Origin of the sequence: Micromonospora sp. NBC_01796 (assembly GCF_035917455.1) — a bacterium.
Taxonomy (GTDB): Bacteria; Actinomycetota; Actinomycetes; order Mycobacteriales; family Micromonosporaceae; genus Micromonospora_G.
Genome location: NZ_CP109078.1, coordinates 6,116,403 through 6,142,506 on the forward strand (window position 1 = coordinate 6,116,403; position 26,104 = coordinate 6,142,506).

A 26,104-nucleotide genomic window follows, 5' to 3' on the forward strand; every position below is an offset into this window, starting at 1 on the left:
TGATCGCCGGCCCCGACCTGCACGTTTCCCCACGCTCGGCAGAGTGGTGGAGATCCACTGTTGCTATCAGATCCGGAGCACCTCCTTGTCCCCATCCGGACGTCGTCGCCCTCTCGGCGCGGTGAGAGCCCGTGTGCTGGCGGCGTTCGCTGCGGCGGTGCTCGTCACCGCCGTACCCGCCCCGGCTGCGGCGCACCCGTTCGGTGATCCGCAGACCGTAGCCATCACGCTCGACGAGCACCGACCCGAGGTCGTGCACGTACGGTGGCGTGTCGGCGGCCCCGACGACCTGACCCTGCTCGGGGTCTCGCTCGGCCTGCTGCCGTCCGATCGTGTCCTGCTCGACGACGCGGTGGACTACCGGAGCACGGATCCGGCGCTGATCGGATCATCCACCCAGCTCGGGGCCTACCTGCTCAAGCAGATAACGGTGGCCGACGGCGGACGGCAGTGCGTCGGCGCCGTCGAGCCGCCGATGGCCCTGGCGAGAACCGGGGCGACCGTCGACTACACCTGCCCGGAGCCGGTCGGCACGGTCACCGTCGCGGTGCGCATGCTGACCGACCTCAGTCCCGCGTACCGCACGTTGGCCACCGGCCCCGGCGGCCAACGTGCGCTGTACGACTCCAGCACGGACTCCCACGACTGGGTCCTTGCCGGCGCGGTGCCCCGGCGCGACACCAGTCCCGGGCGCACTGCCGCCCTCCGGCCCGCTGCCGTCGCGGGTGGCACGCTGGTCGCCGTGCTGGCGGCGCTGCTGGTGTGGCGGCGGTTGCGCCGACCGCGGGCCGTCGTAGGACCGTGATCTCGGTCCGGCAGGCCCGCTTCCGGACCGGTCGTAGACCTCGTTCACACCCCCGGACGTACCGTCGCTGCCGGATACAGGACGTACAAGGGCGGAATTCCGGCCGGCCCACCAGCGCATGATCCGGGAGTCGACGATGCCGGGACGGGATCGGGAGGACACGGAAGGCGACGCGTCCGAGCCCTCGTCCGCGTGGGCGGCGACCGTCCCCTTTCCGGCGATCGGTTTTTTGCTTTCGCTCGATTGAACGGAAGTTCCGATTGATCGACGTATAGATATAGACAGTTGAATGAAAGACCCCTACCGTGTCCGTCACGTCCCTCTCCCGTCCCGGAGGAACCATGGGCATACGGTCCTTTTCCACCGTCCTCGCCGCCGCCGGTCTGCTGGCCGGCAGCCTCGCCATCACACCCGGTGCCGCGGTCGCGGCGCCGCCACCGCAGGAGCCCGGAGTAACGCTGCGCGTCTTCGACGTGCAGGTGCCACTCAGCGAGATCTGTGTGCTCAAGCCCGGCCAGACCCCGAACGTGGACAAGAAGATGTCCACGATCAACTGGACCGCCACCACCGACTTCGGATTCAGCGACAACTTCGTCAGCCAGGTCATCGGCAACATCAACATCGCCACGGCAGGGAGCTACACGTTCCGGCTGAGCAGCGACGACGGGTCCGAGCTGCGGATCGACGACCAGCTCGTGATCGACCACGACGGGCTGCACGGTGCGACGCCGCCCAAGGAGGGCACGGTAACGCTCACGGCCGGCTACCACTCGCTGCGGATCGACCACTTCGAGCGGGCCGGCGACCAGCAGATCACCCTTGACTGGCGTACGCCCGGATCCTCGTCTTTCGTCCTTGTCCCGAACAGCGTGCTCAGCACCGACGCCGGCGTGGTGCGGGTCACCGCGCCGGGTCGCAAGGAGTGCGAAGGCGTCACCGACGCACCCGGCGACGGGTTGCCGCTGACCGGCGTCCACCCCAACTACACGCTGACCAACCTGCGTCCGACGGGCTTCCAACCGCAGGTGTCGGCGATGGACTGGCTGCCCGACGGGCGGCTCGCGATCACCACCTGGGGCGGCACCGACAACGTGCTCGGCGAGGTCTACCTGCTGTCCAACGTGACCGGCACCACGGGCCCGTCGCAGGTCACGTACCAGAGGATCGCCCAGGGGCTGAAAGAGCCGATGGGGATCAAATACGTCGACGGCAAGCTCTACGTGTCGGAGAAGCACCGGCTGGTCGAGCTCAACGACACCAACGGGGACTGGGTCACCGACAACTACCGCCAGGTGGCGACGTGGCCGTTCGGCGGCAACTTCCACGAGTTCGCGTTCGGGCTGCTCTACCAGGCGCCCTACTTCTACCTCAACCTGTCGGTCTCCATCAACCAGGGCGGGGCGACCACCAACCCGCAGCCGGCGCCCAACCGGGGTACGACCGTCCGGATCGACAAGAACACCGGCGCCCTGCATTACGTGGCGGGCGGTCTGCGTACGCCCAACGGCATCGGTTGGGGTCCCGAGAACGGCATCTTCGTGCTCGACAACCAGGGTGACTGGCTGCCGTCGTCGAAGCTGGTGCACATCAAGCAGGACCGGTTCTTCAACCTCAACATGAACCCGCCCGGGCCCTTCCAGAGCAACCCGGTCACCCAGCCGGTGCTGTGGATGCCGCAGAACGAGATCGCCAACTCACCGAGTACGCCGGTGATGGTGTCGACCGGCCCGTTCGCCGGGCAGATGCTGATCGGCGACGTCACCTACGGCGGGCTCCAGCGGGCGTTCCTGGAGAAGGTCAACGGTGAGTACCAGGGCGCGCTGTTCCGGCACACCCAGGGCCTGGAGATGGGCGTGCTGCGTACGTCGATCGGGCCCGACGGCGCCCTCTACGTCGGCGGACTCGGCGCGGGCGGCAACTGGGGCCAGACCGGCAAACTCACCTACGGCCTGCAGAAGCTGACCCCCAACGGCGGCAACGCGTTCGACATCCACTCGATGCGCGCGGTGGCCGGCGGATTCGAGCTGACCTACACGCAGCCGCTGTCCGCGGCCACGCTCGCCGACCTCGTCGCCAAGTACAAGGTCAAGCAATGGCGGTACGTCCCGACGGCGACCTACGGCGGCCCGAAGGTCGACGAGCAGACCCTGACGGTCACCTCCGCGACTCCGTCGGCCGACGGCAGGAAGGTCACCCTGCAGATCAACGGTCTCCAGCCCGGCCGCGTCGTGCACGTCCGGTCGCCCCGCCCGTTCACGGCGACCAACGGGCAGGAACTGTGGAGCACCGAGGCCTGGTACACCCTCAACTCCCTCGTCGGGGGCCCGCCGCCGCAGACGGGAACCCTGGAGGCGGAGAACGCCTCGCTCGCGGGCGGCGCGGTTGCGATGACCGACCACGTCGGCTACACCGGTAGCGGGTTCGTGGCCGGCTACGGCACCCAGGGCGCGTCGACGACGTTCACCGTGAACGCGGCGGCGGCCGGCGCCCACAACGCCGTACTCCGGTTCTCCAACGGGCCCAACGGCGGCACCGGCGCCAAGACCGTCAGCCTCTACGTCAACGGCACGAAGATCCGCCAGACCAGCCTGCCCAACACCGGCGACTGGGACACGTGGGCGACCAAGTCCGAGCCGGTCACCCTCAACGCCGGCGCCAACACGATCGCCTACCGGTACGACGCCGGCGACATCGGCCACGTCAACCTCGACAACCTCACGGTGACCGCGGTCGGCGGCGGTGGCGGTGGTGGGCCCGGCACGATCAGCGGCATCGGCGGCAAGTGCGTCGACGTCGACAACGCCGGCACCGCCAACGGCACGAAGATCCAGCTCTGGACCTGCAACGGCAGCGCGGCGCAGCAGTGGAGCCGGGTGGGCTCGACCTACCAGACCCTCGGCAAGTGCCTCGACGTCGACAACGCCGGCACCGTCAACGGCACGAAGGTGCAGCTCTGGACCTGCAACGGCACCGGCTCCCAGGTCTGGCAACCGCAGTCCAACGGCTCACTGCTCAACCCGCAGTCCGGGAAGGTGCTCGACGCCCTCGGCGGCAGCTCCACCGACGGCACGCAGTTGCACGTCTGGGAGTACACCGGCGCGGCGAGCCAGAGCTGGACGGTCCGGGCGGTCACCAACCGGACCGTGCTGTTCGACGGCACCGCGGCGTCCCAGACCGCCAACTGGCAGCACACCAACGGTGCGAACCCCACGTGGACGATCACCGGTGGCGGCATGCAGGTCAACGGCGGTGACATTCGTACGCGGCAGAGCTACGGCGACTACAAGCTGCACGTCGAGTTCTGGCTCCCGCAGTACGGACCGGAGGTGACCGGCCAGGCCCGTGCCAACTCCGGCGTCTACCAGCAGGACCGCTACGAGTTGCAGGTGCTCGACTCGTACGGTGACACGTCGCTGGCCAACGACGAGGCGGCGGCGATCTACACCAAGAAGGCGGCGGACGTGAACGCCGCGACGGCGCCCGAGACGTGGCAGACCTACGACATCACGTTCCGGGCGGCACGCTGGAACGGCACGACGAAGACGGAGGACGCGCGCATCACGGTGGTCTGGAACGGCGTGACGGTCCAGAACAACGTCGCGATCAACGGCCCGACCGGCGGCGGCGCGGCCGAAGGCCCGTCGACGGGCCCGATCCGCCTGCAGGACCACGGCAACCCGATCCGCTACCGCAACATCTGGATCGAGCCGGCGTAGCTCTCGCCCGACGAGCGCCGATTCCGCACCCGGGGGTCGGCGCTCGTCGCCGTCGAGCACCCGGGCGGTCACGTCGGCGGATCCGACGAGCGGTGACCACGCACCCGAGCGCGCGGGCTAGACGAGGGTGACGTCGACCCGTTTGGTGGCGGTCAGGGTGCCGCGGGCGGTGCCGAAGTACGAGCCGGAGGTCGGGGCGACGTCGGTGTAGTCGCGGCCGGTGGCGACGGTGACGTAGTCGCGGCCGGCGCGGCGGCCGTTGCACGGGTCGAACGCGACCGCCCGTGCCCCCGCCTTGTCGGCGACCACGACCTCGACCCAGGCGTGGGTGCCGCCCTCGCCGAGCAGGTGGCCCGATACGTACCTGGCCGGTAGGCCGACGGCCCGGCAGAGCGCGATCATCACGTGGGCACTGTCCTGGCAGACGCCATGGCCGCCGGCGAGCGCCTCGGCGGCCGTGGTCGCGACCGAGGTCACGCCGAACCGGTAGGTGATCGCGTCGTGGACGTGGTCGCAGAACCGTTCCGCGACGGCCAGCCGGTCCTTCCCGTCCATCGTCGCGGCCAGGTCCCGGATCGCCGGGTCGGCGGCGGTCAGCCGGGTCGCGCCGAGCAGCCGAGGGTCGGTGAGCGCCGAGGCCGGCAACAACACGTCGGTGACCGGTCCGGTCCGTTCGACGATCGCCTCGACCTCGAACTCGATGTGGTCGTGCACGTGCGGCACCCGTGCCCGGATGACGGAGTTGCCGGCGGCGTCACGGCGGTGGGTGGTGCGGGCGTCGGCGGCGGACACGGTGACCGAGTGCCGCCGCCGGTGCTGGTCACCGTGCCGTCGCGGCGGTATCACCACCAGCCGGTGGTCGAGGTCGCGTACCGGGCCGTCGTAGGTGTAGCGGAAGCGCTGGGTCAGCACGTACGTCAGCCGCCGTGCCTGCTCGATCTCGGGGCGGGACGGTGGCGTCACGATGCCTCCTCGGCCCAGACGGTCATGCTCTCCAGTGTCGGGCCACCGTAGGTGGTCACCATGGCCACGTCCACCGCGTCGCGTCCTCGGCCGATCAGCACCCTGCCCTTGCGGGGCGTGTTGTTGCGGGGGTCGAAGGTCCACCACCGGCCGTCGAGGTAGACCTCCATCCAGGCGGCGAAGTCCATCGGCGCCGGGTCCGGCGGGACGTCCATGTCGGGGAGGTAACCGAAGGCGTACCGGGTCGGGATCGAGAGCGCGCGGCAGAAGCTGATCGCGACGTGGGCGAAGTCGCGGCAGACGCCACTGCCTGCGGCGTACGCCTCGGCGGCGGTTGTCGTCGGGCTGCTGCTGCCGTACGCGAACCGTAGGTGGTCGTTGACGTGGTCACAGATCGCCTGCACCCGCCGGTAGCCGGGCTTCTCCTTGCCGAACAGTCGCCAGGCGTCGTCACCGAGCACGTCGGGCAGGCAGTAGCGACTCGGCAGCGTGTACGCCAGCACCTCGTCGGGCAGGAGTGCGGTCGGCACCTCGGCGGCGTCGAGATCGACGTCTTCGGTCGCGTCCGGGACCGATACGAGTGCGTCGTACCGCACGGTGGAGGTGCCCGACGGCAGCGTGAGTCGTTGACAGACATTGTCGTAGAGGTCCACGTAGCCGTGCCGGGGCGTCTGTGGATCCATGTCCCAGCTCTGCCGCAGCACACTGGCCGGTGCCGCCCCCGACGGCTGGACCTGGAAGACCGCGGGTGTCTCGACCTCTGCCGCGTACCGGAACTCGCACCCGACCCGGAGCTGACGTGCCACGGTTGCCATCGCCGAATTCTGGGCCGTCAATGTTTCCCCACCGTAACGGCCAGGTACGGCGACACCGCGAGCGAGGCGCTAAGCTGCCGGCCATCTGCCAAACCTCTGCCTGAGGAGTCGAGCGTGTCGCAGAGCCGTGGTGTCCATGAGACCGGTCGGCCCGGGTCGGGGATCGACACGACGGTGGCGCACAACGCCCGGATCTGGGACTACTGGCTGGGTGGGAAGGACAACTACAAGGTCGACCGGGAGGTGGGGGACCGGATCCGGGAGATGGTCCCGCACATCGACGCCGTCGCCCGCGCGGACCGCGCCTTCCTGGCCCGAGCCGCCCGTTTCCTGACCGGGGAGGCGGGGATCCGCCAGTTCCTCGACATCGGTACCGGCCTGCCCACCGCCGACAACACCCACGAGGTCGCCCAGGCGGTCGCGCCGGAGTCCCGCATCGTCTACGTCGACAACGATCCGCTGGTGCTGGTGCACGCCCGCGCGTTGCTGACCAGCAACTCCGAGGGCGCGACCGACTACATCGAGGCCGACGTCCGGGAGCCGGACACCATCCTGACCCGAGCCGCCCGGACGCTGGACTTCGACCGGCCGATCGCGGTCATGCTGCTGGGCGTCCTCAACTTCGTGCAGGACGACGAGCAGGCGCAGGACATCGTGGACCGCCTGTTGGACGCGGTGCCGTCGGGCAGTTACCTGGCGCTCACCCACCCGACGATCGAACTCGGTGGCGAAGGGAACGTCGAGGCGATGGCGTTCTACAACCAGCACGCGACTCCGCAGATCCGTGCCCGCAGTGGTGCGGACATCACGCGGCTCGTCCGGGGACTGGACCTGGTGGAGCCGGGCCTGGTGTCGTGTGCGGTGTGGCGGGCCGAGCCCGACGCCAACGGGGCACTCCCCGCGCAGGTCCCGCAGTACGGTGTGGTCGGGCGCAAGCCCTGATCCGTCGGCTCTGATGTCGCGAGACTCGGGCGCAACAGCAAAGAACTTCCTCCGAAACAAAAGATCGACACATTACCATGTGCCGTCGTTTGTTGATCAACCTGGGGAATCCTGTGCTGTTCTCACGCCTTTGCCGACGTCGTCTGTTGGCGCTGCTCACCGCCTCCGTGGTGCTCGCCTCGTCTCCTGCCCCGGCCTCGGCCGCCGACCCTCCGTTGTCCCCGGTCGCGTCGGTCGTACCGCCTGCTTCCACGTCCACCGTCACGTTGATCACCGGGGAGAAGGTCACCGCTACCGGGACGACCGACGGGGGGTTGAGCCCCGAGGTACGGGACTCCACCGGCCGGCTGACCGGATACACCTCGCACCGGAAGGGGAAGGACACCTACGTCTACCCGGACGGGGCGCTGCCGTACGTGTCCGCCGGGCTGCTCGACGAGCAGTTGTTCAACATCACCGAACTGCTGGCGGATGGCTACGACGACGCGCACCGTGACCGGATTCCGTTGATCGTCACGTACACCGACGCCGCGGTGGCTTCGCGCAGGACGTCGGCTCCCGAGGGCGCCCGCACGGTACGCGCGCTGGACAGCATCCAGGGGGCGGCGCTGGACGTGGAGCGCTCGGACACGTTCTGGTCCTCGATTACGGCGGGCGAGGGGGTGGCCGCCCGTTCCGGGGGCGGGCGCCTCGCGCTCGCGGGCGGTATCGCCAAGGTGTGGCTGGACGGCAAGGTCGAGGCCGCCCTCGCCGACAGCACCGCGCAGATCGGCGCACCCGACGTCTGGAAGTCCGGGAACACCGGCAAGGGTGTCGACGTCGCCGTCCTGGACAGCGGTATCGACACCACCCACCCCGACTTCGCGGGCCAGATCGCCGCCGCCGAGTCCTTCGTACCGGGTGAGACGGTGAAGGACGTCTTCGGCCACGGCACCCACGTCGCCTCCACCATCGCCGGCACCGGAGCCGCTTCCGACGGGAAGGAGAAGGGCGTCGCCCCGGGAGCGCGGCTGCACGTCGGCAAGGTCCTGAACGACAACAACTCCGGCCAGGAGTCGTGGATCATCAGCGGGATGGAGTGGGCCGTCCGCGACCAGCGCGCCAGGGTCGTCAACATGAGCCTCGGCGCCGACCCCACCGACGGCACCGACCCGATGAGCGTGGCCCTCAACGAGCTCAGCGAGGAGACCGGCGCGCTGTTTGTCGTCGCGGCGGGGAACACCGGGCCCAGCCCGTACACGATCGGCACCCCGGGTGCCGCGGACGCCGCGCTGACCGTCGGCGCGGTCGACGGCGCCGACACTCTCGCCTACTTCTCCAGCCAGGGTCCACGGGTGGGCGACAAGGCCCTCAAGCCCGACCTCACCGCTCCCGGTGTGGGCATCCTCGCCGCCCGGTCCCAGTATTCCGACGGCGAGGGTCTGTACCGGTTCGGGGACGGAACCTCGATGGCCGCTCCGCACGTCGCGGGCGCCGCCGCGCTCCTGGCCGCCCAGCACCCGGACTTCACCGGCAAGCAGCTCAAGGAAGCCCTGGTGAGCACCACCAGGGCGACCCCGCAGGTCAGCCCGTTCCAGGGCGGCAACGGTCGGCTGGACATCGCCGCGACCACCGCCGCGACGGTCTTCGCGACCACCGGCGCCGACTTCGGGTACCCGGACTGGCCGACGGCTCCCGAGGGCCCGGTCGAGCGGGAGGTCCGCTACACGAACATCGCCGACAGCCCCGTCACCCTCGATCTCGCCACGGTCCTCGACGGCGGCCCGGCGGACCTCGTCACGCCTTCGGCCCGGCAGGTGACGGTTCCGGCGCACGGCACCGCCACGGTGACCCTGACCACGCGGTTCGACCGGGTGCCGGCCGACCGCCTCACGTCGGGCTTCCTGACGGCGACCGACGCCTCCGGCGCCGTCCGGACCCACACCTCCGTCGCCGTCGGCCGTGAAGGGGTACGTCACCAACTCACCCTGAAGGCCAGGGACCGCGGCGGCAGGCCGATCGGGGGAGAACTGGTCCTGCTGGGTAAGGACGGTGTCCTGCCGGTGCAACAGATCGACGACACCGGCACCCTGGACCTGCGGCTGACCGGGGGCACGTACGCGGCCTGGCTGAAGACCGACGTCGAGGGCGTCAACGGACCCCACTCGCGGGGATTCGCCCTGCTCCCGCTGCCCGAGATCACGCTCGACCGGGACCGGACCGTTGTCTTCGACGCCACCCGGGCCCGCCGGGTGACCATGGCCACCCCGCAGCCGTCCGTCGTGGACGGTACGCGGTTCGAACTGCTCCGCGACCTCGGCGGCAACCCCTGGATCTCCGCCTGGTACCCGGGCGCCGAGTACGACAGCGTCTGGGTTCTGCCGACCGGCCCGAAGGTCGCGACGGGCACCTTCTCCATCGGCGCCCGCTGGCGCATGGCGCAGCCCGCGCTGACCGTGGCCGCCGGCGGTCGGGGCTACGACGACCTGCGGGTGCAACGCGCCGGGATCCCGCTGCCGCCCGAGGTACGCCACCTCGACGCGGTCTTCGCCGGCACCGGCGCGGACATCCCGGTGAACGCTCGGGGCAGGGCCGTCGTGGTACGCCGCAACGACACTGTTCCCGTCGAGGAGCAGGCCGCCGCGGCGGCCGCTGCCGGTGCCCGCCTCCTGCTCGTGGTCAACGACGGCACCGGGCGCCTCAAACCGTGGGCCGGCTCGGTGTGGGATCCGCGCGACCCACCACCGGTGACCGTGGCCACCCTCACCCGCGACGAGGGCGAGCACCTGATCGGCCGGATCGGGCACGAGCGGCGGATCCGGCTCGACGTCACCTCCCACCCCGACACCGAATACGTCTACGACCTGGTCCACGACTACACCGGCGCCGTGCCGACCGACCTCACCCACCGGGTCACCCAGCGGGACCTGGCCCGGGTCGACATGTCCCTGCGCAACTGGCGCCCCGCACGGGCGCTCGAAACGCGCGGCGACCTCACCCCGTCGGGAGCGTCGAGCATCCTCGACTTCGTCGAGGTCCCGGCGCGTGGCGACCGCACCGACTGGGTCACCGCAGGCGAGCCGTGGACCACCCAGGTCACGATCCCCGGCGAACAGGGACAGCAGACGGCCCTCACCGCGTACCGGGCCGGCTCGGTCCACGAGGAGCGCTGGTTCGGCCCCGTACAGCGTCCCCGCCTGCTGAACAGCTACGGCGTCTTCCGCGAGGACGGGGGCATCTCCGCGTTCGTCCCCGGGTGGGGCGACTCGGGCACCGCCCACGAGGGCGACACCTACGACAACTACGCCGCCGACAACGTCCTGCGCCTCTACCAGGGCAACACGCTCCTCCAGGAGACCGACCGGTACCAGCGGATGCTGTCCGTCGGTCGGCTGAGCGCAGAACCACTGCCGTACCGCCTGGTGTCGGAGAACAAGCGGGACACCTGGGCCGGTCCGTACTCCACCGCCACCCGGACGGAGTGGGGCTTCACCTCCGGTGCGGTCGGCCAGGGCATGGTGTGGAACCCGTCGCTGATCCAGCTCGACTACGCCGTGGACACCGATGTCGACGGGAAGACGAAACGCGACGCCGACCTCACCGTCACCGCACTGCACCTGCCAACGGCGGCGCAGGCGGCCGACATCCGCACGGTGACCCTCGACGTGTCGTACGACGACGGGGTCACCTGGCACCACGCCAAGCTCCACCGCACCGGCCCCGGCTGGCGCACCCGCCTCGACGCCCCGCGTACCGCACGGTCCGTCACCCTCCGGGCGACCGCGCGCGACACGGGCGGCAACAGCATCGACCAGCGCATCACCCGGGCCTTCGGCCTGCGGTGATGGTCGGGGTGGGGCCCCGTGGAGGGGGCCCCACCCCGAGTTCGGCCGTCGTGGCACCCCACCCGTCCGGCCCCCGCCCGCCGGACAGGTCATCGGTGTCGCATCCTGCCGGCAGCCCGGTTTACCCGCCTGTGCCGCGGGTAAGGCGAAGTGCGTCGATGGGCTGGGCGCCGGCGCTCCGGGCACCGTCACCGCGGGAGTGGCCGACGTCACCGAAGCCGGTGGTGTCGACCGACCGGGTCTCCTGTGACCCCTGGGTTGGTGACCGGGGTGACAGTGCGGCGGCAGTGGTCCACGGGTCATGCTGGGAGAGACCAACGACGAATGAGGTGGGCGCGACATGGCTACGGAGAAGGCGATTCTGGCCGGAGGCTGTTTCTGGGGGATGCAGGACCTGATCCGGCGGCGCCCCGGTGTGGTCACGACACGGGTCGGTTACACCGGTGGCGAGGTGGCGAATGCCACCTACCGCAACCACGAGGGTCACGCGGAGGCTATCGAGATCACGTTCGATCCGTCGGTGACGTCGTACCGGGACCTGCTCGAGTTCTTCTTCCAGATCCACGATCCGACCACCCTGAACCGGCAGGGCGGTGACATCGGCACCAGCTACCGGTCGGCGATCTTCTACGAGAGCGACGAGCAGAAGCGGGTCGCCGAGGACACCATCGCCGACGTCGACGCGTCCGGGCTCTGGCCGGGCAAGGTGGTCACCGAGGTGACGGCCGCCGGTCCGTTCTGGGAGGCGGAGCCGGAGCACCAGGATTATCTGGAACGCATCCCCAACGGTTACACCTGCCACTTCCCGCGACCGAACTGGACACTGCCGCGCCGTTCCCAGTGACGGTCGCCGAAGCCCTGTCGCAGCCACCCGGCCGTCCGTACGCGGGATGAGATGCTGTCGGCGTGAAAAACGCGCGGCGGATGTGGACACTGTTCGAACCCGTGCACGCCGTCACGTACTTCACGGCGGAGGCACGGCAGGCGTACGAGGCGGCCGGGCTGCGCGGCTACTGGCGGGGGTACTTCGCCGGGCGGGCGGCTCCACTCGGGCCGGTCGGGGCGGCCCCGGCCGTGGCCGTCTTCTTCAACTTCGCGCCCGCCATGGTCGCCCGTGCCCTGCCCGACGTGTGGCAGCGGGCGACTGTGGCGGAGACGCTCGTGGCGCGCCTGGCCGGGGCGACGGACGCGTTGGCCCGGCTCACCGCGGGCATCCAGGTCGGCACGGTCGAGGCAGCCGCCGACCTCCTGGAAGAGGCGGTCCACCGCCTCGATCCGGCGGGTCGGGTGCTCGGGGCCGCCAACGCGGCGTTGCCGGTGCCGCAGGATCCGCTCGGTCGGCTGTGGCAGGCCGCCACGACCCTGCGCGAGCATCGTGGGGACGGGCACGTCGCCGCGCTGGTGACGGCCGGACTGGGTGGATGCGAGCCGCTGGTATGGCGGGCGGCGACGGACCTCGGCCGCGAGGTCCTGCAACCGAACCGGGGCTGGTCCGACGATGAGTGGAGCGACGCGACCCGGCGGCTCGTCGAGCGCGGATGGCTCGCCGAGGACGGCACTCCCACCGACACCGGCGTTGCCGCGTACGAGTGGATCGAGAGCGTGACCGACGACGTTGCCGCAGCCGCCTGGACCGGCGTCGATCCGGCGGATGTCGCCGCGCTGCTGACCCCGATCGCGCACGCCTGCCGGGCCGCGCTGCCCCCGGTCAGTCCGATCGGGCTGCCCGAGCCCGGCGGGCCCGACACCGGCGGCGGGCCGGACGGGGCCGGGGCGTAGGACACGCCGGTCGGCTGTCCCGGCGTCACTGCCAGACCGCGCGGATCCGGTCCGCGATCGATTCGGCCTGGTCGCGTCCGGCGCGGGCTGCCGCCGCGCGTCGTGCGGGGTCGAGCATGTTGGGGCCGATGGCGGCGCGGGCTGCGGCGTCCGGTGTCACGACGACGTTCGGCACTCCGAGTGCGGCGGCCTGGACATGGGGACGGTCGGTGCGGCGCAGGGCCGACGTGGTGGGTGCGATCACGACCACCCGGCCGTGGCCGGCGGCGAGGTCGACGTTGGCGACCGAGCGTACGCCGCCGTCCAGGTACCGCCGTCCGTCGATCGTGACGGGTGGCCAGACCAGCGGGACGGCGCAACTGGCCGCGACCGCGTCGATCAGGGTGACCCCGCTGTCGCGGTCGAAGACGACGTCCGTACCGGTTTCGGCGTCGACGGCGGTCACCAGCAGCCGGCGGTCGGGCCATCGCCGGTCGGGTACCCGTCGTTCGACGACCGCTCGCCGTTCGGCTTCGGACATGGTCTTCGCCCGTAGCGCCGCTCGCCCCAGCCACGCCCGTCCGTGCCGCCGGTCGCCCGGCCACGCCGATGCGACCAGGAGACGGACGACGGGTCCCACGCCGATCCGGGCGGGAATCCCGCCGGGGACGTTGTCGATCTGGGCGGCGTAGATGTCCGCCAGGGGAGTGGTCCCGGTCAGTTGCGCGGCGACCGCCGCCCCGGCCGAGGTGCCGATGACGGTGTCCGCGCCCGCGAGATCGACACCGCACTGCGCGAGGCCGTGCAGCAGGCCGATCTCCCACGCGACGCCGGTCACGCCACCGCCGCCGAGTACCAGCGCTCGTCCATCGGTCGGCATCAACACATCCTCTCACGGTGCCGACCGCAGACGATCCGCCCAGCGGTGTGAGTTGGCAGGCGAGGGGGTCGAGCTGGCGCGCCAACTCGCCGCGCTGCTGCCCCGTGAGCCGGAGGCCGCCGGCCTTGCCGCGTTGCTGGAACTGCATCACGCCCGCGCCGCCGCGCGGTTCGACTCGTGGGGCCGCATCGTGCTGCTGGAACAGCAGGACCGGCGGCTGTGGGACGGGGCGGCGATCGAACGGGCGGCGCTGCGGCTGCGGGCGGCGGTGCGCCAGGGCCGGCCGGGGCCGTACCAGGTGCAGGCCGGCATCGCCGCGCTACACGCTCTGGCCGCGTCGTACGACGCCACCAACTGGGCGGACGTCCGGGCACTGTACGACCGGCTGTACGCATTGGACCCGTCGCCGGTCGTACTGCTGAACCGGGCCGTGGCCACGCGGTACGCGGTGGGACCGGCGCCGGCGCTGGACGAGGTCGACGCGGTGGGGGACCGGCTTGCCGGTTACCACCTGTGGCACGCCGCCCGGGCCGACCTGCTGGCCACGCTCGACCGTCCGGGCGAGGCGCTGACGGCGGCGGAGCGGGCTCTGGAACTGGCGACGAACCCGGCCGAACGGGAACTGATGTCGCGTCGGGTGGGTGAGCTGCGGCGCCGGCTGTGAGACCGGCGCCCAGCGTCACCGCTATTCGCGGCTCATCACGGGACGGACCTCCAGCGCGGTCATCCCGGCGCCGAGTGGCCAGGTGGCCGCGATCCGCGCGGCCTCGTCGATGTCGTCGCACTCCAGGATGACGATCGCGCCGACGATCTCCTTGAGTTCCAGGTACGGCCCGTCCGTGATCACCGGCTGGCCGTTCGCGTCGGCGCGCACCGTTTTTGCGGTGTCCCGGGGTTGCAGCTCGGCACCGCCGTCGGCGATCTTGCCGGTCGGCTGCCACCGCTCGAACCACGCGTAGATCTGCTTCATCAGGTCCTGCTCGTCGCCCGGGGACAGGGCGGTCCACTCGCGGTCGTCCCCGCAGATCAGCATCGCGTACTTCATGTTCGCTCCTCATGGTGGGAAGGGCTGCGTCATCCGGGTAACGAATGACCGTCACCGGTCCTCGACAGGTTCCACCGAATTTCTGCCGAAGTTCCGGCGGCAACCGCTCACTCATCGAGTTGAGCTGTCAGTACAACGAAGAGCGGGAGACGTTATGGTGATCCGGTGGCGTGTCGCATCACCGAACTGGTCCTGGACGCACGTGATCCCGAACTGCTGGCACGGTTCTGGTGCGAGGTACTGGGCTATGTCGAGCTGGAACGCGACGGAGCAGACATCGAGATCGGGCCGGCCGACGTCGGCTTCGGTGGCGCCCAGCCCACGATCGTCCTGAGCCAGACCGACGAGCCCAAGGCCGGCAAGCTGCGTCTGCACATCGATGTGAATGCCACCGACCGGGAACAGGACGAGGAGTTGGAGCGGTTGCTCGCGGCCGGTGCCCGCCGAGTCGATGTCGGGCAGACCGGCGCCGAGTCATGGCACGTGCTCGCGGATCCGGAAGGCAACGAATTCTGCCTCCTGCGACGACGGGTACCAGGGGTGTAGCCGATCAATCGCCCGCCCCCGCCGGTTCGTGAGCGTCAGGAGAAGAGTTCCGTACCGCTGACCACGATGCACCCGAACATGTCACCGAGGACAGCCTGTTGATGCTTGCTCAGTGGGTTGACGAAAACCGCCACACCGACCCCGGCAGCTCGACAGACCTGGGCGATCTCGCGCGCCTTGCCGGAGCTGAGCAGCGTCCGCCGCGAGAACGGAAGGGTCATCTTGGCCGCACCGCCTCGCGAGACGCCCCGCCGCTGCACATGCCGGCCGACCACTCGGCCACCATGTGCCGCTACGGAAGCCGCCAGCAGGTCGAGCTTCGCTCCGGATTCCCTGTCCTTCGCCGAGAACAGACCTACGAGCACCACGTCGGCACCCGCCAACACGGCGGTCGGCCCGTTCTGATTACCCCGCACCGCGCCATGGTGCCAGACACGTGACTCCTACGACGGCGGGTTCGGGCCGGATCCGGATCTGTGGGAGCAGGGCCACTGCGCCCGGTGTGGCGTCGAAATCACCTCCACCGCGAAGCGCGCATTCTGCGCCATCTGCGGCGAACTCTGCACCCTCACCTGATCCGAGCCCCACCGGCGTTGTCGGATGCCCATCGGTCGATCGGGTCGGGCGTTCGGCGGCGGCCGGGTTGTCCCAGTGGAGCCGTCAGGCGGCCAGCATCGCGTACCGGCCGTTGGTGTCGATGAGCGTGTCGTGGGTGCCGCGCTCCACGATCCGTCCGTGGTCGAGCACCGCGATCTGGTCGGCGTCGCGCACGGTGGAGAGCCGGTGCGCGATGGTGATCGTCGTACGTCCCTCGGCGAGGACGTCGAACGCACGCTGCACGGCCCGTTCGGTCTCGGTGTCCAGGGCGCTGGTCGCCTCGTCGAGGATCAGGACACGCGGGTCGCGCAGCAGCGTGCGGGCAATGGCCAGGCGCTGCTTCTCACCGCCGGAGAACCGGTGTCCCCGCGAGCCGACCATCGTGTCGTACCCGTCGGGCAGTCCGGCGATCAGGTCGTGGATCTGCGCGGCGCGGGCGGCGGCCTCGATCTCGGCGTCGGTGGCCTCCGGCCGGGCATAGCGCAGGTTCTCCCGCACTGTCGTGTGCAGCAGGTACGTCTCCTGGCTGACCACACCGACGATCGCGGCCAGGTCGGCCAGGCGCAGGTCGCGCAGGTCGATGCCGTCGACGGTGACCCGGCCGCTGCTCGGGTCGTGCAACCGGCTGACCAGCGCGGCGAGGGTGCTCTTACCGGAACCGGTCTCGCCGACCAGGGCCAGGCTGGTGCCGGGGGGCACGTCCAGGGTGACCCCGGTGACCGCGGCGGTGTTGCTGCCCTGATAGCTGAAGCCGACCTCGTCCAGGCGCAGGTGGCCGCGGACCCGGCGCGGGTCGATGCCGACCGGTTCGGCCGGGTCGGCCACCTCGACCGGGAGGTCCAGGTATTCGAAGATCCGGGCGAAGAGGGCCAGTGACGCGGTCAGCGAGACGCCCACGTTCAGCAGGCCCATCAGCGGGCGGAACAGCCCGCCCTGCAACGTGGTGAAGGCGACCAGGGTGCCGATGCTCAGCGTGCCGGCGGTGCCGGGCAGGCCGGCGCTGAGGTAGATGATCGCGGGGATGGCGGCGAAGATGACGCTCATCGAGGCCATCCGCCACCGGCCGGCGAGTTCGCTGCGCAGTTCCAGGTCGACCAGGCGGGCGGAGGAGGCGTTGAACCGCTCGATCAGCGTCGGCCCGGTTCCGAGGGTCTTGGCGAGCTGTACGCCACTGATCGACAACCCCTCCTCGACGGTGACGTTGAGGTCGGCCAGTTCGCGCTGGCGTTTCGCGGTGATCTCGCGGCGCAGCCGGGCGACCCGGCGGGTCAGCCAGATCGCGGGGGGAAGTACGAGCAGCGAGACCAGGGAGAGGCGCCAGGAGAGGGCGACCATGGCGACCGCGGTGGCGACGACCGTGGTCAGGTTGGACGCGATGCCGGTGGCTGTGGAGGTGACCACCGACTGCATGCCACCGATGTCGTTGGTGATCCGGGACTGCACCTCGCCGGTGCGGGTACGGGTGAAGAACGCCAGCGACTGCCGCTGGAGGTGGCCGAACACGTCGGTGCGTAGCTGGTGCAGGACCTCCTGCCCGACCCGGGTGGAGATCCAGGTCTGCAGGACGCCGAGGACCGAGGTGACGGCGGCCACCCCGACCATGCCGAGGACCAGCCAGACGAGCAGCGTCAGGTCGCGCTCCGGGAGGGCTTGGTCGATCACGTGCCGGAGCAGGAAGGGCGAGGCCATCGCGATGATCGAGGCGGCCACGATGATCGCGGTGACCATGGCGAGCGCGGCCCGGTGCCGGGTGAACAGCCCGCCGATGCGGCGCAGTGACACCTGGCGGGCCTGCGTCTTCTCGGCGGCGCTGACGGTGTGGGGGCCGCGGTCGCGGCCGGAGGGGGTGGGTTCCAAGGGGATCTGCCCTTCGTCGGGGATATTACTGAGGTTGCCTCATCATGAGGTAACAACCGCACCCCCTGCTACCGTATTCCCGTGACCGAGGCGGACGGCATTCCCGTGACCGGGGTGGACGATATTCCTGCGCGAGAGGCGGGCGGTGACGACGAAACCCTGGTGGAGGCGTTCTGGGGGGTGGCGCGCCGGCTGCGGCGGAGCAGCCGGGAGGCGCTGGAACCGTGGGACATCAACCCGAGCCAGGCCCGTGCGCTCGGTGTCCTCGCCCGGCACGGCATGCTGCGGCTCAGCGCCCTCGCCGAACACCTGCGCATCGCGCCGCGCTCGGCCACCGAGGTGGTCGACGACCTGCAGGCCCGGGGCCTGGTGGAACGCCGCCCCGATCCGGGCGACCGACGCGCCACCCTGGTCGCGCTGACCGGGGAGGGCAGCCGCATCGGCGCTGCGATCAGGGCCGCCCGGCGGGCCGAGGCGGAACGGCTCTTCGCCGACCTCGACGAGGCCGACCGTGACCAACTCGCCCGGATCCTGCGTACCCTGGGTGGTTGATCCGATATATGCCGTGATGGCGGGGGAAGTCCCGGTTTAGTCGCTTCTGCCGGGGGTATGGCGCGCAGGTGCAGGGACCTTTCGCAAAGAGTTACCCGGGGGCAGTGGTCCTCGTGGTCTGTTCCCTGGTCCCGTACCTGGTCCTGACGGTGGCGGTGCTCTCGCTCGGAGAGATCATCTCCACCAGCCTCGCCATCTCCCGCCCCACGCTGCAGGTGACCGCCCGGCCGCCGGTGGACGTGATTCGGCGACAATCCTCTAGTGGTAAACGTCGATAGATGGTATGAATTGTCCAAGCTTCTCCGCAAGTAAGAGATTCTCCTACGGAGGCTCGGATGAACAGAATCATGGCAGGCCTGGCCGCCCTCCTGTTCACCATCGCCGGCTCATCGGTGGCCCCCGTGCCGGTACGGGCGGCCGTTGCGGAAAATTCGTCCACGTCGGAGGACCTCCGCACGGTGGGTTACCGGGGCTATCGCGTGACGGTCCCGCAGACCTGGCGGATCGTCGACCTGACCGACAACCAGGACGCCTGCGTCCGGTTCGACCTGCCCACGGTCTACCTGGGACACCCGGGCGACGGATCGTCGTGCCCCGCCCACCTCGTCGGTCGTACCGCTGGGCTGGTCGTCGAACCGCTCGAGGCCGTACCGGTGGATCGTCTCCCGCCGGACACCGCCACCACGGCGCCGGGCACGGCGGCCCCGAGCGCCCCGTGGTCCCGCGACGACTCCCTCCGGTTCGCGGTGCGTGACGCGGGCGTGCTCGTCACGGCGGCGCACACCCCGGTGACCGAACCCCTGGTCCGCAGGATCCTGGCCACCGCGACCCTCGGCCCGGACGCGAAGCCGGCGGCACCGACGGCACTGCCCGGCACCGGCTCGGCGCCGGGGGCGGGGACCCGGCGAACACCGCTGGTCGCGGCCGGTCCGCAGCCGGGCACCTACACCGGCAGGGGCTTCGACACGTGTACGGCGCCGTCCCAGTCGACCATGGACACCTGGCGAGCCAGTTCGCCCTACCGTGCGGTCGGCGTCTACATCAGCGGCGCCAACCGGTCCTGCGCCCAGCCGAACCTGACCGCGAACTGGGTGAGCAACCAGACCGCGAACGGCTGGCGCCTGATCCCGATCGAGCTCGGCCGCCAGGCCCCCTGCTCCACCCGTTACTCGCTGCTGATGTCGAGCGACCCGACCACCGCGCGAGCACAGGGCTCGACCGCGGCGACCAGCGCGGTAGGCGCCGCGCAGGCGTTGGGCATCCCCGCCGGCAGCGCGATCTACAACGACATCGAGGCCTACCCGTCGAACGCGTCCTGCCGGGCCGCGGTCCTCTCCTTCCTCTCCGGCTGGACGAACACCCTCCACGCGTACGGGTACCTCGCGGGCGTGTACTCCAGCGGGGCGTCCGGCATCACGGACGTCGCCGGTGCGTACGACGATCCTTCCTACACCCGGGTGGACCACATCTGGTTCGCCTGGTGGAACAACGTGGCGAACACCGACGCCGGACCGTACGTGCCGGCGGCGTACTGGGCCGACCACCAACGACTGCACCAGTACGCCGGGGACGTCTACGAGACCTGGGGCGGTGTGCAGATCCGAATCGACCGCAACTACCTCGACGTCTCGACCGGCGCGGATCCGCCGGCCTGGAGCAGCACCGTCGACAACACCACCTCGGGCCGGTTCACCGCGAGCGCGAACTGGGGCACGTCCAGCTACTCCGGCCAGCGGTTCGGTGCCGACTACCGGTTCGCGAACCCGACCCCGACCAGCGATGTCGCCTGGTACCGGGTCGCCATCCCGGAGACCGCCACGTACGAGGTCGCGGTCTGGTACCCGGCGAACCCGGAATACAACGACTCGACCCCGTACATCGTCGCCGCCACCGGGGGCAACCGGACGGTACGGGTCGACCAGCGCGTCAACGGTGGTCAGTGGGTGCCGCTCGGCGTGTTCACGCTGGCCGCCGGCGACGCCAACCGGGTGGGAGTGAGCCGGTGGACCGCCGGCACCGGTTATGTCATGGCCGACGCGGTCCGGATCACCCGCCGGGTCACCACGATCACCACGTCCGGCGCCGTGTCGCTGCGGTAGTCACGGCGCCGCCCGCCGGGGCACGGCGTACCGCCTCGGGGCGGCCGAGCCGGCCGGGACGCGGATCGATCTGTTGGTGTGGGCGTGGTGAGGACCGCGGGTCGAACGACAGCAGTGCACAGTGTGTGCATGACGTATGACGGTAAGCAGGTGCCCGACCACCTGCTGATCAACATCGAGCAGCGAGACGACCCGATATCGGCGGTTTCCGAGGACGACGCGCGCCGCCGCTCGGTTGCCTATCCCAAGCTGATGTGGGGGGCACCAATCTTCGGTCGGGCCGAGGAGGTCGATGGCCGGTGGCGGATCCTCAGCCTCATCGGCGACGAGCCGCAGGGCACCCGGGACGGTCTCGGTTCCCACTTCCGGCGGCTGCTCAGCGAGACGCCGGACACCGCCGAGAACGCGGCCGAGCGGAAGGAGTACGAGGCGGCGATCCGGTTGCTCGACTGGGAGGTGGTCAACGACCTCACGGTCAACGGCCGGCGCTACCGGATCATCCGTGCCCAGCCCTTCCTGCGGATGGGACCGGACGGGCCCGAGCCACCCCGCCCCAGCGACCCGGATCCCCGCCCGGCCGGCAGGACGGGCTCGTCGGGATCGCAGATGGAGGGATTTGTCATCGATCCGGTCGCGACCACCGGCCTTTCCGACGGAATTCTGCGGATGGAACTCGTTCCCGCCTTCTACAAGAAGGGGGGAATCGTCCCCGACGACGTACGGGAGGACTCCCGGCGGGCGTTGGCCACCCATCCGAACGTGGTCCTGCTACCGGTCGGCTTCACCATCGGCGAGTACGTCGACGGCAGGTGGCGACCCCGGTCGTTCTCCACGTACCCGACGCCGCAGGCGGCTCGGGAGTCGGCGTCCTTCAACTTCAGTGACATCGTCCCGCACGAGAACGCGTCGTTCGAGGAGATCAGGGCTGCGTACAACCGTGCTCTGGAGGAGTTCGAGGCGCCCCGCACCGACGAGTTCGAGCTGAAGGGTGTCCGCTGCCGGGTGACCCGGGTCGAGTGCTTCGTACGGGTCGGCCCGGACGGCCCCGAGACGCCCCGCCCCTCGGACTGGGACCCGGAGCCGCCACCCGAGCTGCACTTCCAGCAACTGCGTGCGGAGGGCAGGATGCCCGAACTGGAGTGACCCGTACCTGCCGCGGTGGACAGGTCAGCGGCCCGGTCCAGCCTGCGGCGCCGATCCGCGCCGGTATCGGTGCCGGTGCGGAATCGCGGAGGGCGCGGCCGGGCGGTCGCCGGACGGCCACGGGGGCCGTCGCAGCGGGCCGCCCGGCCCGGCCTCAACCGATCGCGGTACGGAGTGCCGGACGTCCCGGCGCGATCCCGGAGATCGACACTAGGAGACATTTCTGTCCCGCTCCGCCCCCTGAGCACCGAGCACGGCGCGCAGCCTGGCGTGGGCCCGTCGGTCGAGGCCGTCGAGCAGGGGCAGCGCCTCGGCCCAGCACCGGCGCGCGTCCCTGGTACGCCCCAGTGCCGCGTGGACGTCACCCAGGACCTGCTGGGCGAGCCCCATACCGCGTCGATGGTTGAACTCCCGGCAGATGACCAACGCCTGCCGGGCGTGGGTCAGTGCCTGCGTGGTGTCACCGGACACCTTCAGCGTCTCGGCCAAATTGATCAGCGTCAGCGCCTCGCGCAGCCGGTCCCCGCACTGCCGGGCGATGGCGAGCCCGGCCCGGTGGTGGGCCACGGCCCGGGTGAAGTCACGGCGTCGCTGGAACACCAGACCGAGGTTGTCCAGGACCGCTGCCTCCTCGCAGCGGTCACCCAGCTCGCGCCGGATGGCGAGGCTCGCCTGGAGGTGCAGCACGGCGGCGTCGAGGTCGCCCCGGTCCCGCAGCGCGTTGCCCAGATCGTTCAGGCACAACGCCTCGCCGGCCCGATCGCCGAGACCGCGTTGGGTTATCAGGACCCGGCGCAGCAGGTTGACGCCCTGGTCCAGTCGCCCCTCCCGCAGCATCGCCACGGCCAGTACGTTGAGGGCCAGCGCGTTCGCCGCCCGGTCACCCAGCCGCTGCGTCGCCTCGACCCCCAACTCGCCGAACTGCACCTGTTCGGTGACGTACCCCGCGTCGTCGAGGAACCTGGTGACGACCAGTACGAGATCACGTACCTCGGCGAGGTCGTGCCCGGTGGCCAGCCGCTGCCTGGCGATGACCAGCAGGTTCGTGTGTTCGCGTTCGAACCAGGCCCAGGCGTCCACGGGGCTGACCAACTGGTGGGGGTGGCCGGAGGATCGGGCCGGGGCGCGCTCCGGAAACCGCTCGTGCGGACAGAGCAGGTGGGCCGCGGACGCGGTCGTGCCGAACAGGTGACCGGTGAGCCGGGCCATTGCTGCCGCGCGTACCGGCGGCGGCTCGACCTCCTCGGCGCGTTCCCGGGCGAAGAGGCGGACGAGGTCGTGGAATCCGTACCGCACGTCGCCGGACGGCTCCAGCAGGTGCGCGTCCACCAGTTGTTCGAGCATCCGCTCGGCGAGCGGCACCGGCAGGTCCGCCAGGGCGGCAACGGCCGGCGCCGCCGCATCGGACCAGTCCGGCAGGCTGGCGAGCCGGAACAAATGGATCGCCTGCCTCCGCTCGTCCTGCTCGGACTCGTCGAACGCCCGGTAGCCCGGGTTCAGGCTGGCGCGTACGGAAAGATCCCCGGCCTCGAGCACGTCGAGACGCCGATGCTCGTCGTCGATCCGGTCCGCGAGTCCGGCCAGGGTCGCGTTCGGTCGGGCCGCCGCGCGGCCGCCCACGATCCGCAACGCCAGCGGCAGCCCGGCGCAGCGCTGAACGATTACCGAGGCGGCGGCCGGTTCCGCGTCGACCCGCGCGGCACCGCCGGTCCGACGCAGCAGGGCGAGCGCGGCGCCGTCGGGCAGCGGCTCCAGCGAGATCCGGGCGGTCACGTCCAGGTCCAGCAGCCTCCACCGGCTGGTCACCACGGTGGTGCATCCCGCGGCACTCAGCAGCAGCGGACGCACCTGCGCGGCCGAGGCGACGTTGTCCAGCACCATCAGTACGCCCTGCGCGGCGGTCATGGTCCGCAGCAGGGTGCTCGCCTCCTCCACTGTCGGCGGAACGGTGGACGCCCCCATCGCGCGCAGGAAACGGGCCAGTACCTCCGCCGGGTCGGCCGGCGCGATCCCGGCACTCACACCGTGCAGGTCGGCGTAGAGGCAGCCGCCGGGGTGCCGCGCGGCGACCTGGTGCGAGAGGTGCAGCGCGAGCGCCGACTTGCCGACGCCGCCGGCACCCTCCACGACACACACCGCACCGTCGACGGCCATCGCGTCGAGCATCCGCCGGGTCTCGGCGGTACGGCCGACGACCACGATCGGTGGCGGCGGTAACTGGAACGGCGCGGGCCGGTTCACCGGTGTTGGTCGACGGAGGAGCAGGGGTGCGGAGTTGCCGGTCGGGCCGGTCGTCGGCGGCAGTCTCCGGGCCCCCGGCACCGGCTCGGCGACGGCGCCCGCGGCAACCGCCCCGCCGACAACGCCGGCCAGGGTGCCATCGTCCTCGCCGGTACGGCCGGCGCTGGGAATCCGGGACTGCTCCGGGCCGTCGACCGGAGGAAGCAGCCGGAGCGGGTTCTGCCCCCTACCCCGCTCGGCCGCCAGGCGCTGCCACGACGTCACCCACGGCCCCATCCGCGCGGCCGGTACGTCACACGCCCGCAGCAGCGCGACCACCAACTCCCGGCGGGGCAGCGTCGCTCGCCCGAACATGGTGGCGAGGGTGCTGGCCGGCAGGATCTCGCCGTTGGCCTGTGCCCGTCGGGCGATCGCGCGGTAGGTGAGACCCGACTGGTCACGTACCCGGCGCAGGAGTGCGACGTACTGTGCGGCGCTCGACGCGAACGTCGGGTCGACATCCGGACCGGGTGCGGTCAGGGTGCTCTGTTCGGCATCACTTCGTTCACTGTCCACTGAGACGAATTGGACCAGACGGTGGCCGGGACAGTGCCACCTTTCGGTCGGGGACGAAGGCTCACATCCCTGGTCGAAGGGCTGGACACCACCCCCGCCGGTCACCTGTGCGGTGGTCGACCCGACGTCGGAGCGCCGCCCCGGGCGTACGGCCACGGGGTGACGCTCCGACGCGACCGGCCGCCGCGAGGCGGTCAGTTCCAGTCGACGCGGTAGCCGCGGTCAGGTCGAGCCGGCACCGCGTACGGCGATCAGGTCCAGCTGATGCCACGCTTGCAGACGCCGCGCATGACCCTCTCCTCTCCTTCGGGTGAGGCGGCCCCGGATCCGCCCCGTCATCCCAGCGTCGACCGGACGGACCCTCCGGCGGAAGGTTCAGCCGCGGTCGAGGTCGTTCGAGGTTGTTCGAGCGGCGCGTCGAACGCCGCCGAGCTGTCGCTCTGGCTGGTGGTGTCGCGGTGGCCCGACGGGTGGGCGGTGGGGCCGGACCGGCTGGATCGTCGCCGGGGCCACAGCGGGACCACGGCCAGCACCGCGACCGCTCCCAGCAGGCCGCTGACCCCGATCACGGTGGTGGCGGCCCAGTGGTCGGCGGCCAGTCCGGCGAGGAGCATCGCCATGCCCTGCAGCCCGGCCAGTCCGGTGATCGCGACCCCGAAGGCCCGGCCCCGGTACTCGGCCGGCACCGCCCGTCCGAACAGGGCGTTCAGCGGAATGGCGAAGGCACTCCCGGCACCGGCCAGGACGAGCAGGCCCAGCACCGCCCACAGCGGCGGGAAGGTCCAGACGACAACCAGGACCGCGCCGGACAGTGCCGCCAGCGGCAGGATGAGACGCGGCCGGACGTCCGGTGGGCAGAACCGGGTGAAGACCACCCCGCCGACGCCCATGCCCAGTGGCGCCGCCGCCAGCAGGAGTCCGACCGTGCCCGGTCCACCGCCGTACTGGACGGCCAGTGGCGCCATCAGTCCCTCGGCGGCGTAGACGAAGGCGCTGGCGAGCCAGAGGACGAGCACGTAGGCGCGCAGCCGGTGGTCGGTGAAGATGACCCGCAGCCCGATGGCCGGGCCCAGCCCGCTGGTGTGCCCGTGCCCGTCAGGTCGGGCGGGCACCGGGCGGGGGCGTACGCCGACGATGATCAGCAGCGCGGAGACCAGGAACGTCGCCGCGTCGACCAGCAGCGCACCGCGCAGCGAGAACACCGCCACCAGGCTGCCACCGGCGGCGAAGCCGACGACCTGGACGACCTGGGCGCTGATGTTGTCGACCCCGTTCGCCACCGGGTACCGGTCACCGTCCAGCACCTCGGGCATCAGCGCCGCCCGGGCGGCCACGAACGGCGGCCGCAGCAGGTTCACCACGAACAGCAGGCCCACCAGGGTCGGCGCGGAGAGGCCGGGCAGCGCCGCGAGCGGAATGAGCAGCGCGCGGGCCAGGTCGCACCCGATCATCAGCCGACGGCGGGGGAGCCGGTCGGCCAGGCCGGACAGCAACGGTCCGCCGGTGAGCCAGGCCAGGTAGGAACTGGCGAAGGCCGCCGCCGCCAGCGACGCCGACCCGGTACCGGTGTAGACGAGGTACGCGACCGTGATGGCCGTGAGCTGGTCGCCGAGCAGGGACAACAGGTACGCCCCGAACAGGTACCGGTACTCGCGTACGGCAAACACCTGCGCGTACGTCGCGGGGTGCTCGGTCACCACTGCTCTCCCCGATCCGCTCTCCGTGATGCGTCGAAGACAGACCGTATCCATCGGTGGCGGCACCGG

The 26,104-nt window shown here is 70.9% G+C and carries 19 protein-coding genes; 11 read left to right on the forward strand and 8 right to left on the reverse strand.

Features of this window, described 5'->3' with window-relative positions:
• Nucleotides 1–121: 121 nt before the first annotated feature.
• Both OIE47_RS27745 and OIE47_RS27750 read left to right on the forward strand, forming a co-directional pair.
• Entirely contained in the window at nucleotides 122–805 is a 684-nt protein-coding gene (locus tag OIE47_RS27745; RefSeq protein ID WP_326557450.1) for a hypothetical protein, read from the forward strand.
• 341 nt (nucleotides 806–1,146) lie between these two features.
• Nucleotides 1,147–4,521, forward strand: a complete 3,375-nt coding sequence (locus OIE47_RS27750) for a family 16 glycoside hydrolase (RefSeq protein ID WP_326557451.1) — start codon at nucleotides 1,147–1,149, stop codon at nucleotides 4,519–4,521.
• Nucleotides 4,522–4,638: 117 nt separating this feature from the next.
• Here the strand turns inward: OIE47_RS27750 and OIE47_RS27755 are convergent, their stop codons facing one another.
• The gene (locus tag OIE47_RS27755) at nucleotides 4,639–5,484 is read right to left on the reverse strand and encodes a transglutaminase family protein (protein WP_326557452.1); all 846 of its coding nucleotides are present in this window, start codon (nucleotides 5,482–5,484) and stop codon (nucleotides 4,639–4,641) included.
• Nucleotides 5,481–6,299: a transglutaminase-like domain-containing protein gene (locus tag OIE47_RS27760; protein ID WP_326557453.1), complete on the reverse strand. Its 819-nt coding sequence runs from the start codon at nucleotides 6,297–6,299 to the stop codon at nucleotides 5,481–5,483. The genes OIE47_RS27755 and OIE47_RS27760 overlap by 4 nt, the downstream gene beginning before the upstream one ends.
• A gap of 114 nt (nucleotides 6,300–6,413) precedes the next feature.
• On the opposite strand from OIE47_RS27760, the gene OIE47_RS27765 reads away from it, so the two are divergent.
• From OIE47_RS27765 to OIE47_RS27780, 4 genes are all read left to right on the forward strand, one after another.
• Nucleotides 6,414–7,241, forward strand: a complete 828-nt coding sequence (locus tag OIE47_RS27765; RefSeq protein ID WP_326557454.1) for an SAM-dependent methyltransferase — start codon at nucleotides 6,414–6,416, stop codon at nucleotides 7,239–7,241.
• A gap of 146 nt (nucleotides 7,242–7,387) precedes the next feature.
• Nucleotides 7,388–11,065: a S8 family serine peptidase gene (locus tag OIE47_RS27770; RefSeq protein ID WP_326557455.1), complete on the forward strand. Its 3,678-nt coding sequence runs from the start codon at nucleotides 7,388–7,390 to the stop codon at nucleotides 11,063–11,065.
• Nucleotides 11,066–11,405: 340 nt separating this feature from the next.
• Nucleotides 11,406–11,909, forward strand: a complete 504-nt coding sequence (gene msrA / locus OIE47_RS27775) for a peptide-methionine (S)-S-oxide reductase MsrA (protein ID WP_326557456.1) — start codon at nucleotides 11,406–11,408, stop codon at nucleotides 11,907–11,909.
• 80 nt (nucleotides 11,910–11,989) lie between these two features.
• Nucleotides 11,990–12,844 (forward strand): SCO6745 family protein, encoded by an 855-nt coding sequence (locus OIE47_RS27780; protein ID WP_442792190.1) that lies wholly within the window; start codon nucleotides 11,990–11,992, stop codon nucleotides 12,842–12,844.
• Nucleotides 12,845–12,869: 25 nt separating this feature from the next.
• Here OIE47_RS27780 and OIE47_RS27785 read toward each other — a convergent pair whose 3' ends face one another.
• The gene (locus OIE47_RS27785; RefSeq protein WP_326557458.1) at nucleotides 12,870–13,703 is read right to left on the reverse strand and encodes a patatin-like phospholipase family protein; all 834 of its coding nucleotides are present in this window, start codon (nucleotides 13,701–13,703) and stop codon (nucleotides 12,870–12,872) included.
• Between OIE47_RS27785 and OIE47_RS27790 the strand changes: the two genes are divergently transcribed.
• On the forward strand, nucleotides 13,585–14,367 hold the full coding sequence (locus OIE47_RS27790) for a DUF6596 domain-containing protein (protein WP_326557459.1): 783 nt from the start codon (nucleotides 13,585–13,587) through the stop codon (nucleotides 14,365–14,367). The genes OIE47_RS27785 and OIE47_RS27790 overlap by 119 nt on opposite strands.
• A gap of 21 nt (nucleotides 14,368–14,388) precedes the next feature.
• On the opposite strand, the gene OIE47_RS27795 is transcribed toward OIE47_RS27790, so the two are convergent.
• Nucleotides 14,389–14,748: a YciI family protein gene (locus tag OIE47_RS27795; RefSeq protein ID WP_326557460.1), complete on the reverse strand. Its 360-nt coding sequence runs from the start codon at nucleotides 14,746–14,748 to the stop codon at nucleotides 14,389–14,391.
• 165 nt (nucleotides 14,749–14,913) lie between these two features.
• Between OIE47_RS27795 and OIE47_RS27800 the strand changes: the two genes are divergently transcribed.
• Nucleotides 14,914–15,294 carry a VOC family protein gene (locus tag OIE47_RS27800; protein WP_326557461.1) on the forward strand — a complete coding sequence of 127 codons (381 nt, stop codon included), beginning with the start codon at nucleotides 14,914–14,916 and terminating at the stop codon, nucleotides 15,292–15,294.
• A gap of 35 nt (nucleotides 15,295–15,329) precedes the next feature.
• Here the strand turns inward: OIE47_RS27800 and OIE47_RS27805 are convergent, their stop codons facing one another.
• Entirely contained in the window at nucleotides 15,330–15,710 is a 381-nt protein-coding gene (locus OIE47_RS27805; RefSeq protein WP_326557462.1) for a hypothetical protein, read from the reverse strand.
• Between the two features lie 244 nt (nucleotides 15,711–15,954).
• Nucleotides 15,955–17,748 carry an ABC transporter ATP-binding protein gene (locus OIE47_RS27810; RefSeq protein WP_326557463.1) on the reverse strand — a complete coding sequence of 598 codons (1,794 nt, stop codon included), beginning with the start codon at nucleotides 17,746–17,748 and terminating at the stop codon, nucleotides 15,955–15,957.
• 123 nt (nucleotides 17,749–17,871) lie between these two features.
• On the opposite strand from OIE47_RS27810, the gene OIE47_RS27815 reads away from it, so the two are divergent.
• The 3 genes from OIE47_RS27815 (at nucleotide 17,872) to OIE47_RS27825 (ending at nucleotide 21,542) form a co-directional block, all read left to right on the forward strand.
• Entirely contained in the window at nucleotides 17,872–18,300 is a 429-nt protein-coding gene (locus OIE47_RS27815) for a MarR family winged helix-turn-helix transcriptional regulator (protein ID WP_326563266.1), read from the forward strand.
• Between the two features lie 335 nt (nucleotides 18,301–18,635).
• Nucleotides 18,636–20,399: a glycoside hydrolase domain-containing protein gene (locus OIE47_RS27820; RefSeq protein WP_326557464.1), complete on the forward strand. Its 1,764-nt coding sequence runs from the start codon at nucleotides 18,636–18,638 to the stop codon at nucleotides 20,397–20,399.
• 129 nt (nucleotides 20,400–20,528) lie between these two features.
• Entirely contained in the window at nucleotides 20,529–21,542 is a 1,014-nt protein-coding gene (locus tag OIE47_RS27825) for a DUF5954 family protein (RefSeq protein ID WP_326557465.1), read from the forward strand.
• A 210-nt stretch (nucleotides 21,543–21,752) separates the two neighbouring features.
• Here OIE47_RS27825 and OIE47_RS27830 read toward each other — a convergent pair whose 3' ends face one another.
• Both OIE47_RS27830 and OIE47_RS27835 read right to left on the reverse strand, forming a co-directional pair.
• Nucleotides 21,753–24,338 carry a tetratricopeptide repeat protein gene (locus OIE47_RS27830; protein WP_326557466.1) on the reverse strand — a complete coding sequence of 862 codons (2,586 nt, stop codon included), beginning with the start codon at nucleotides 24,336–24,338 and terminating at the stop codon, nucleotides 21,753–21,755.
• Nucleotides 24,339–24,673: 335 nt separating this feature from the next.
• The gene (locus tag OIE47_RS27835; RefSeq protein WP_326557467.1) at nucleotides 24,674–26,035 is read right to left on the reverse strand and encodes an MFS transporter; all 1,362 of its coding nucleotides are present in this window, start codon (nucleotides 26,033–26,035) and stop codon (nucleotides 24,674–24,676) included.
• Between the last annotated feature and the right edge of the window lie 69 nt (nucleotides 26,036–26,104).

Excerpts from the sequence above, each read along its gene's own strand:
- OIE47_RS27750 (WP_326557451.1), top strand. The coding sequence starts at position 1,147 with ATGGGCATACGGTCCTTTTCCACCGTCCTCGCCGCCGCCGGTCTGCTG.
- OIE47_RS27760 (WP_326557453.1), bottom strand. The coding sequence starts at position 6,299 with ATGGCAACCGTGGCACGTCAGCTCCGGGTCGGGTGCGAGTTCCGGTAC.
- msrA (WP_326557456.1), top strand. The coding sequence starts at position 11,406 with ATGGCTACGGAGAAGGCGATTCTGGCCGGAGGCTGTTTCTGGGGGATG.
- OIE47_RS27780 (WP_442792190.1), top strand. The coding sequence starts at position 11,990 with ATGTGGACACTGTTCGAACCCGTGCACGCCGTCACGTACTTCACGGCG.
- OIE47_RS27785 (WP_326557458.1), bottom strand. The coding sequence starts at position 13,703 with ATGCCGACCGATGGACGAGCGCTGGTACTCGGCGGCGGTGGCGTGACC.
- OIE47_RS27795 (WP_326557460.1), bottom strand. The coding sequence starts at position 14,748 with ATGAAGTACGCGATGCTGATCTGCGGGGACGACCGCGAGTGGACCGCC.
- OIE47_RS27820 (WP_326557464.1), top strand. The coding sequence starts at position 18,636 with ATGAACAGAATCATGGCAGGCCTGGCCGCCCTCCTGTTCACCATCGCC.
- OIE47_RS27825 (WP_326557465.1), top strand. The coding sequence starts at position 20,529 with ATGACGTATGACGGTAAGCAGGTGCCCGACCACCTGCTGATCAACATC.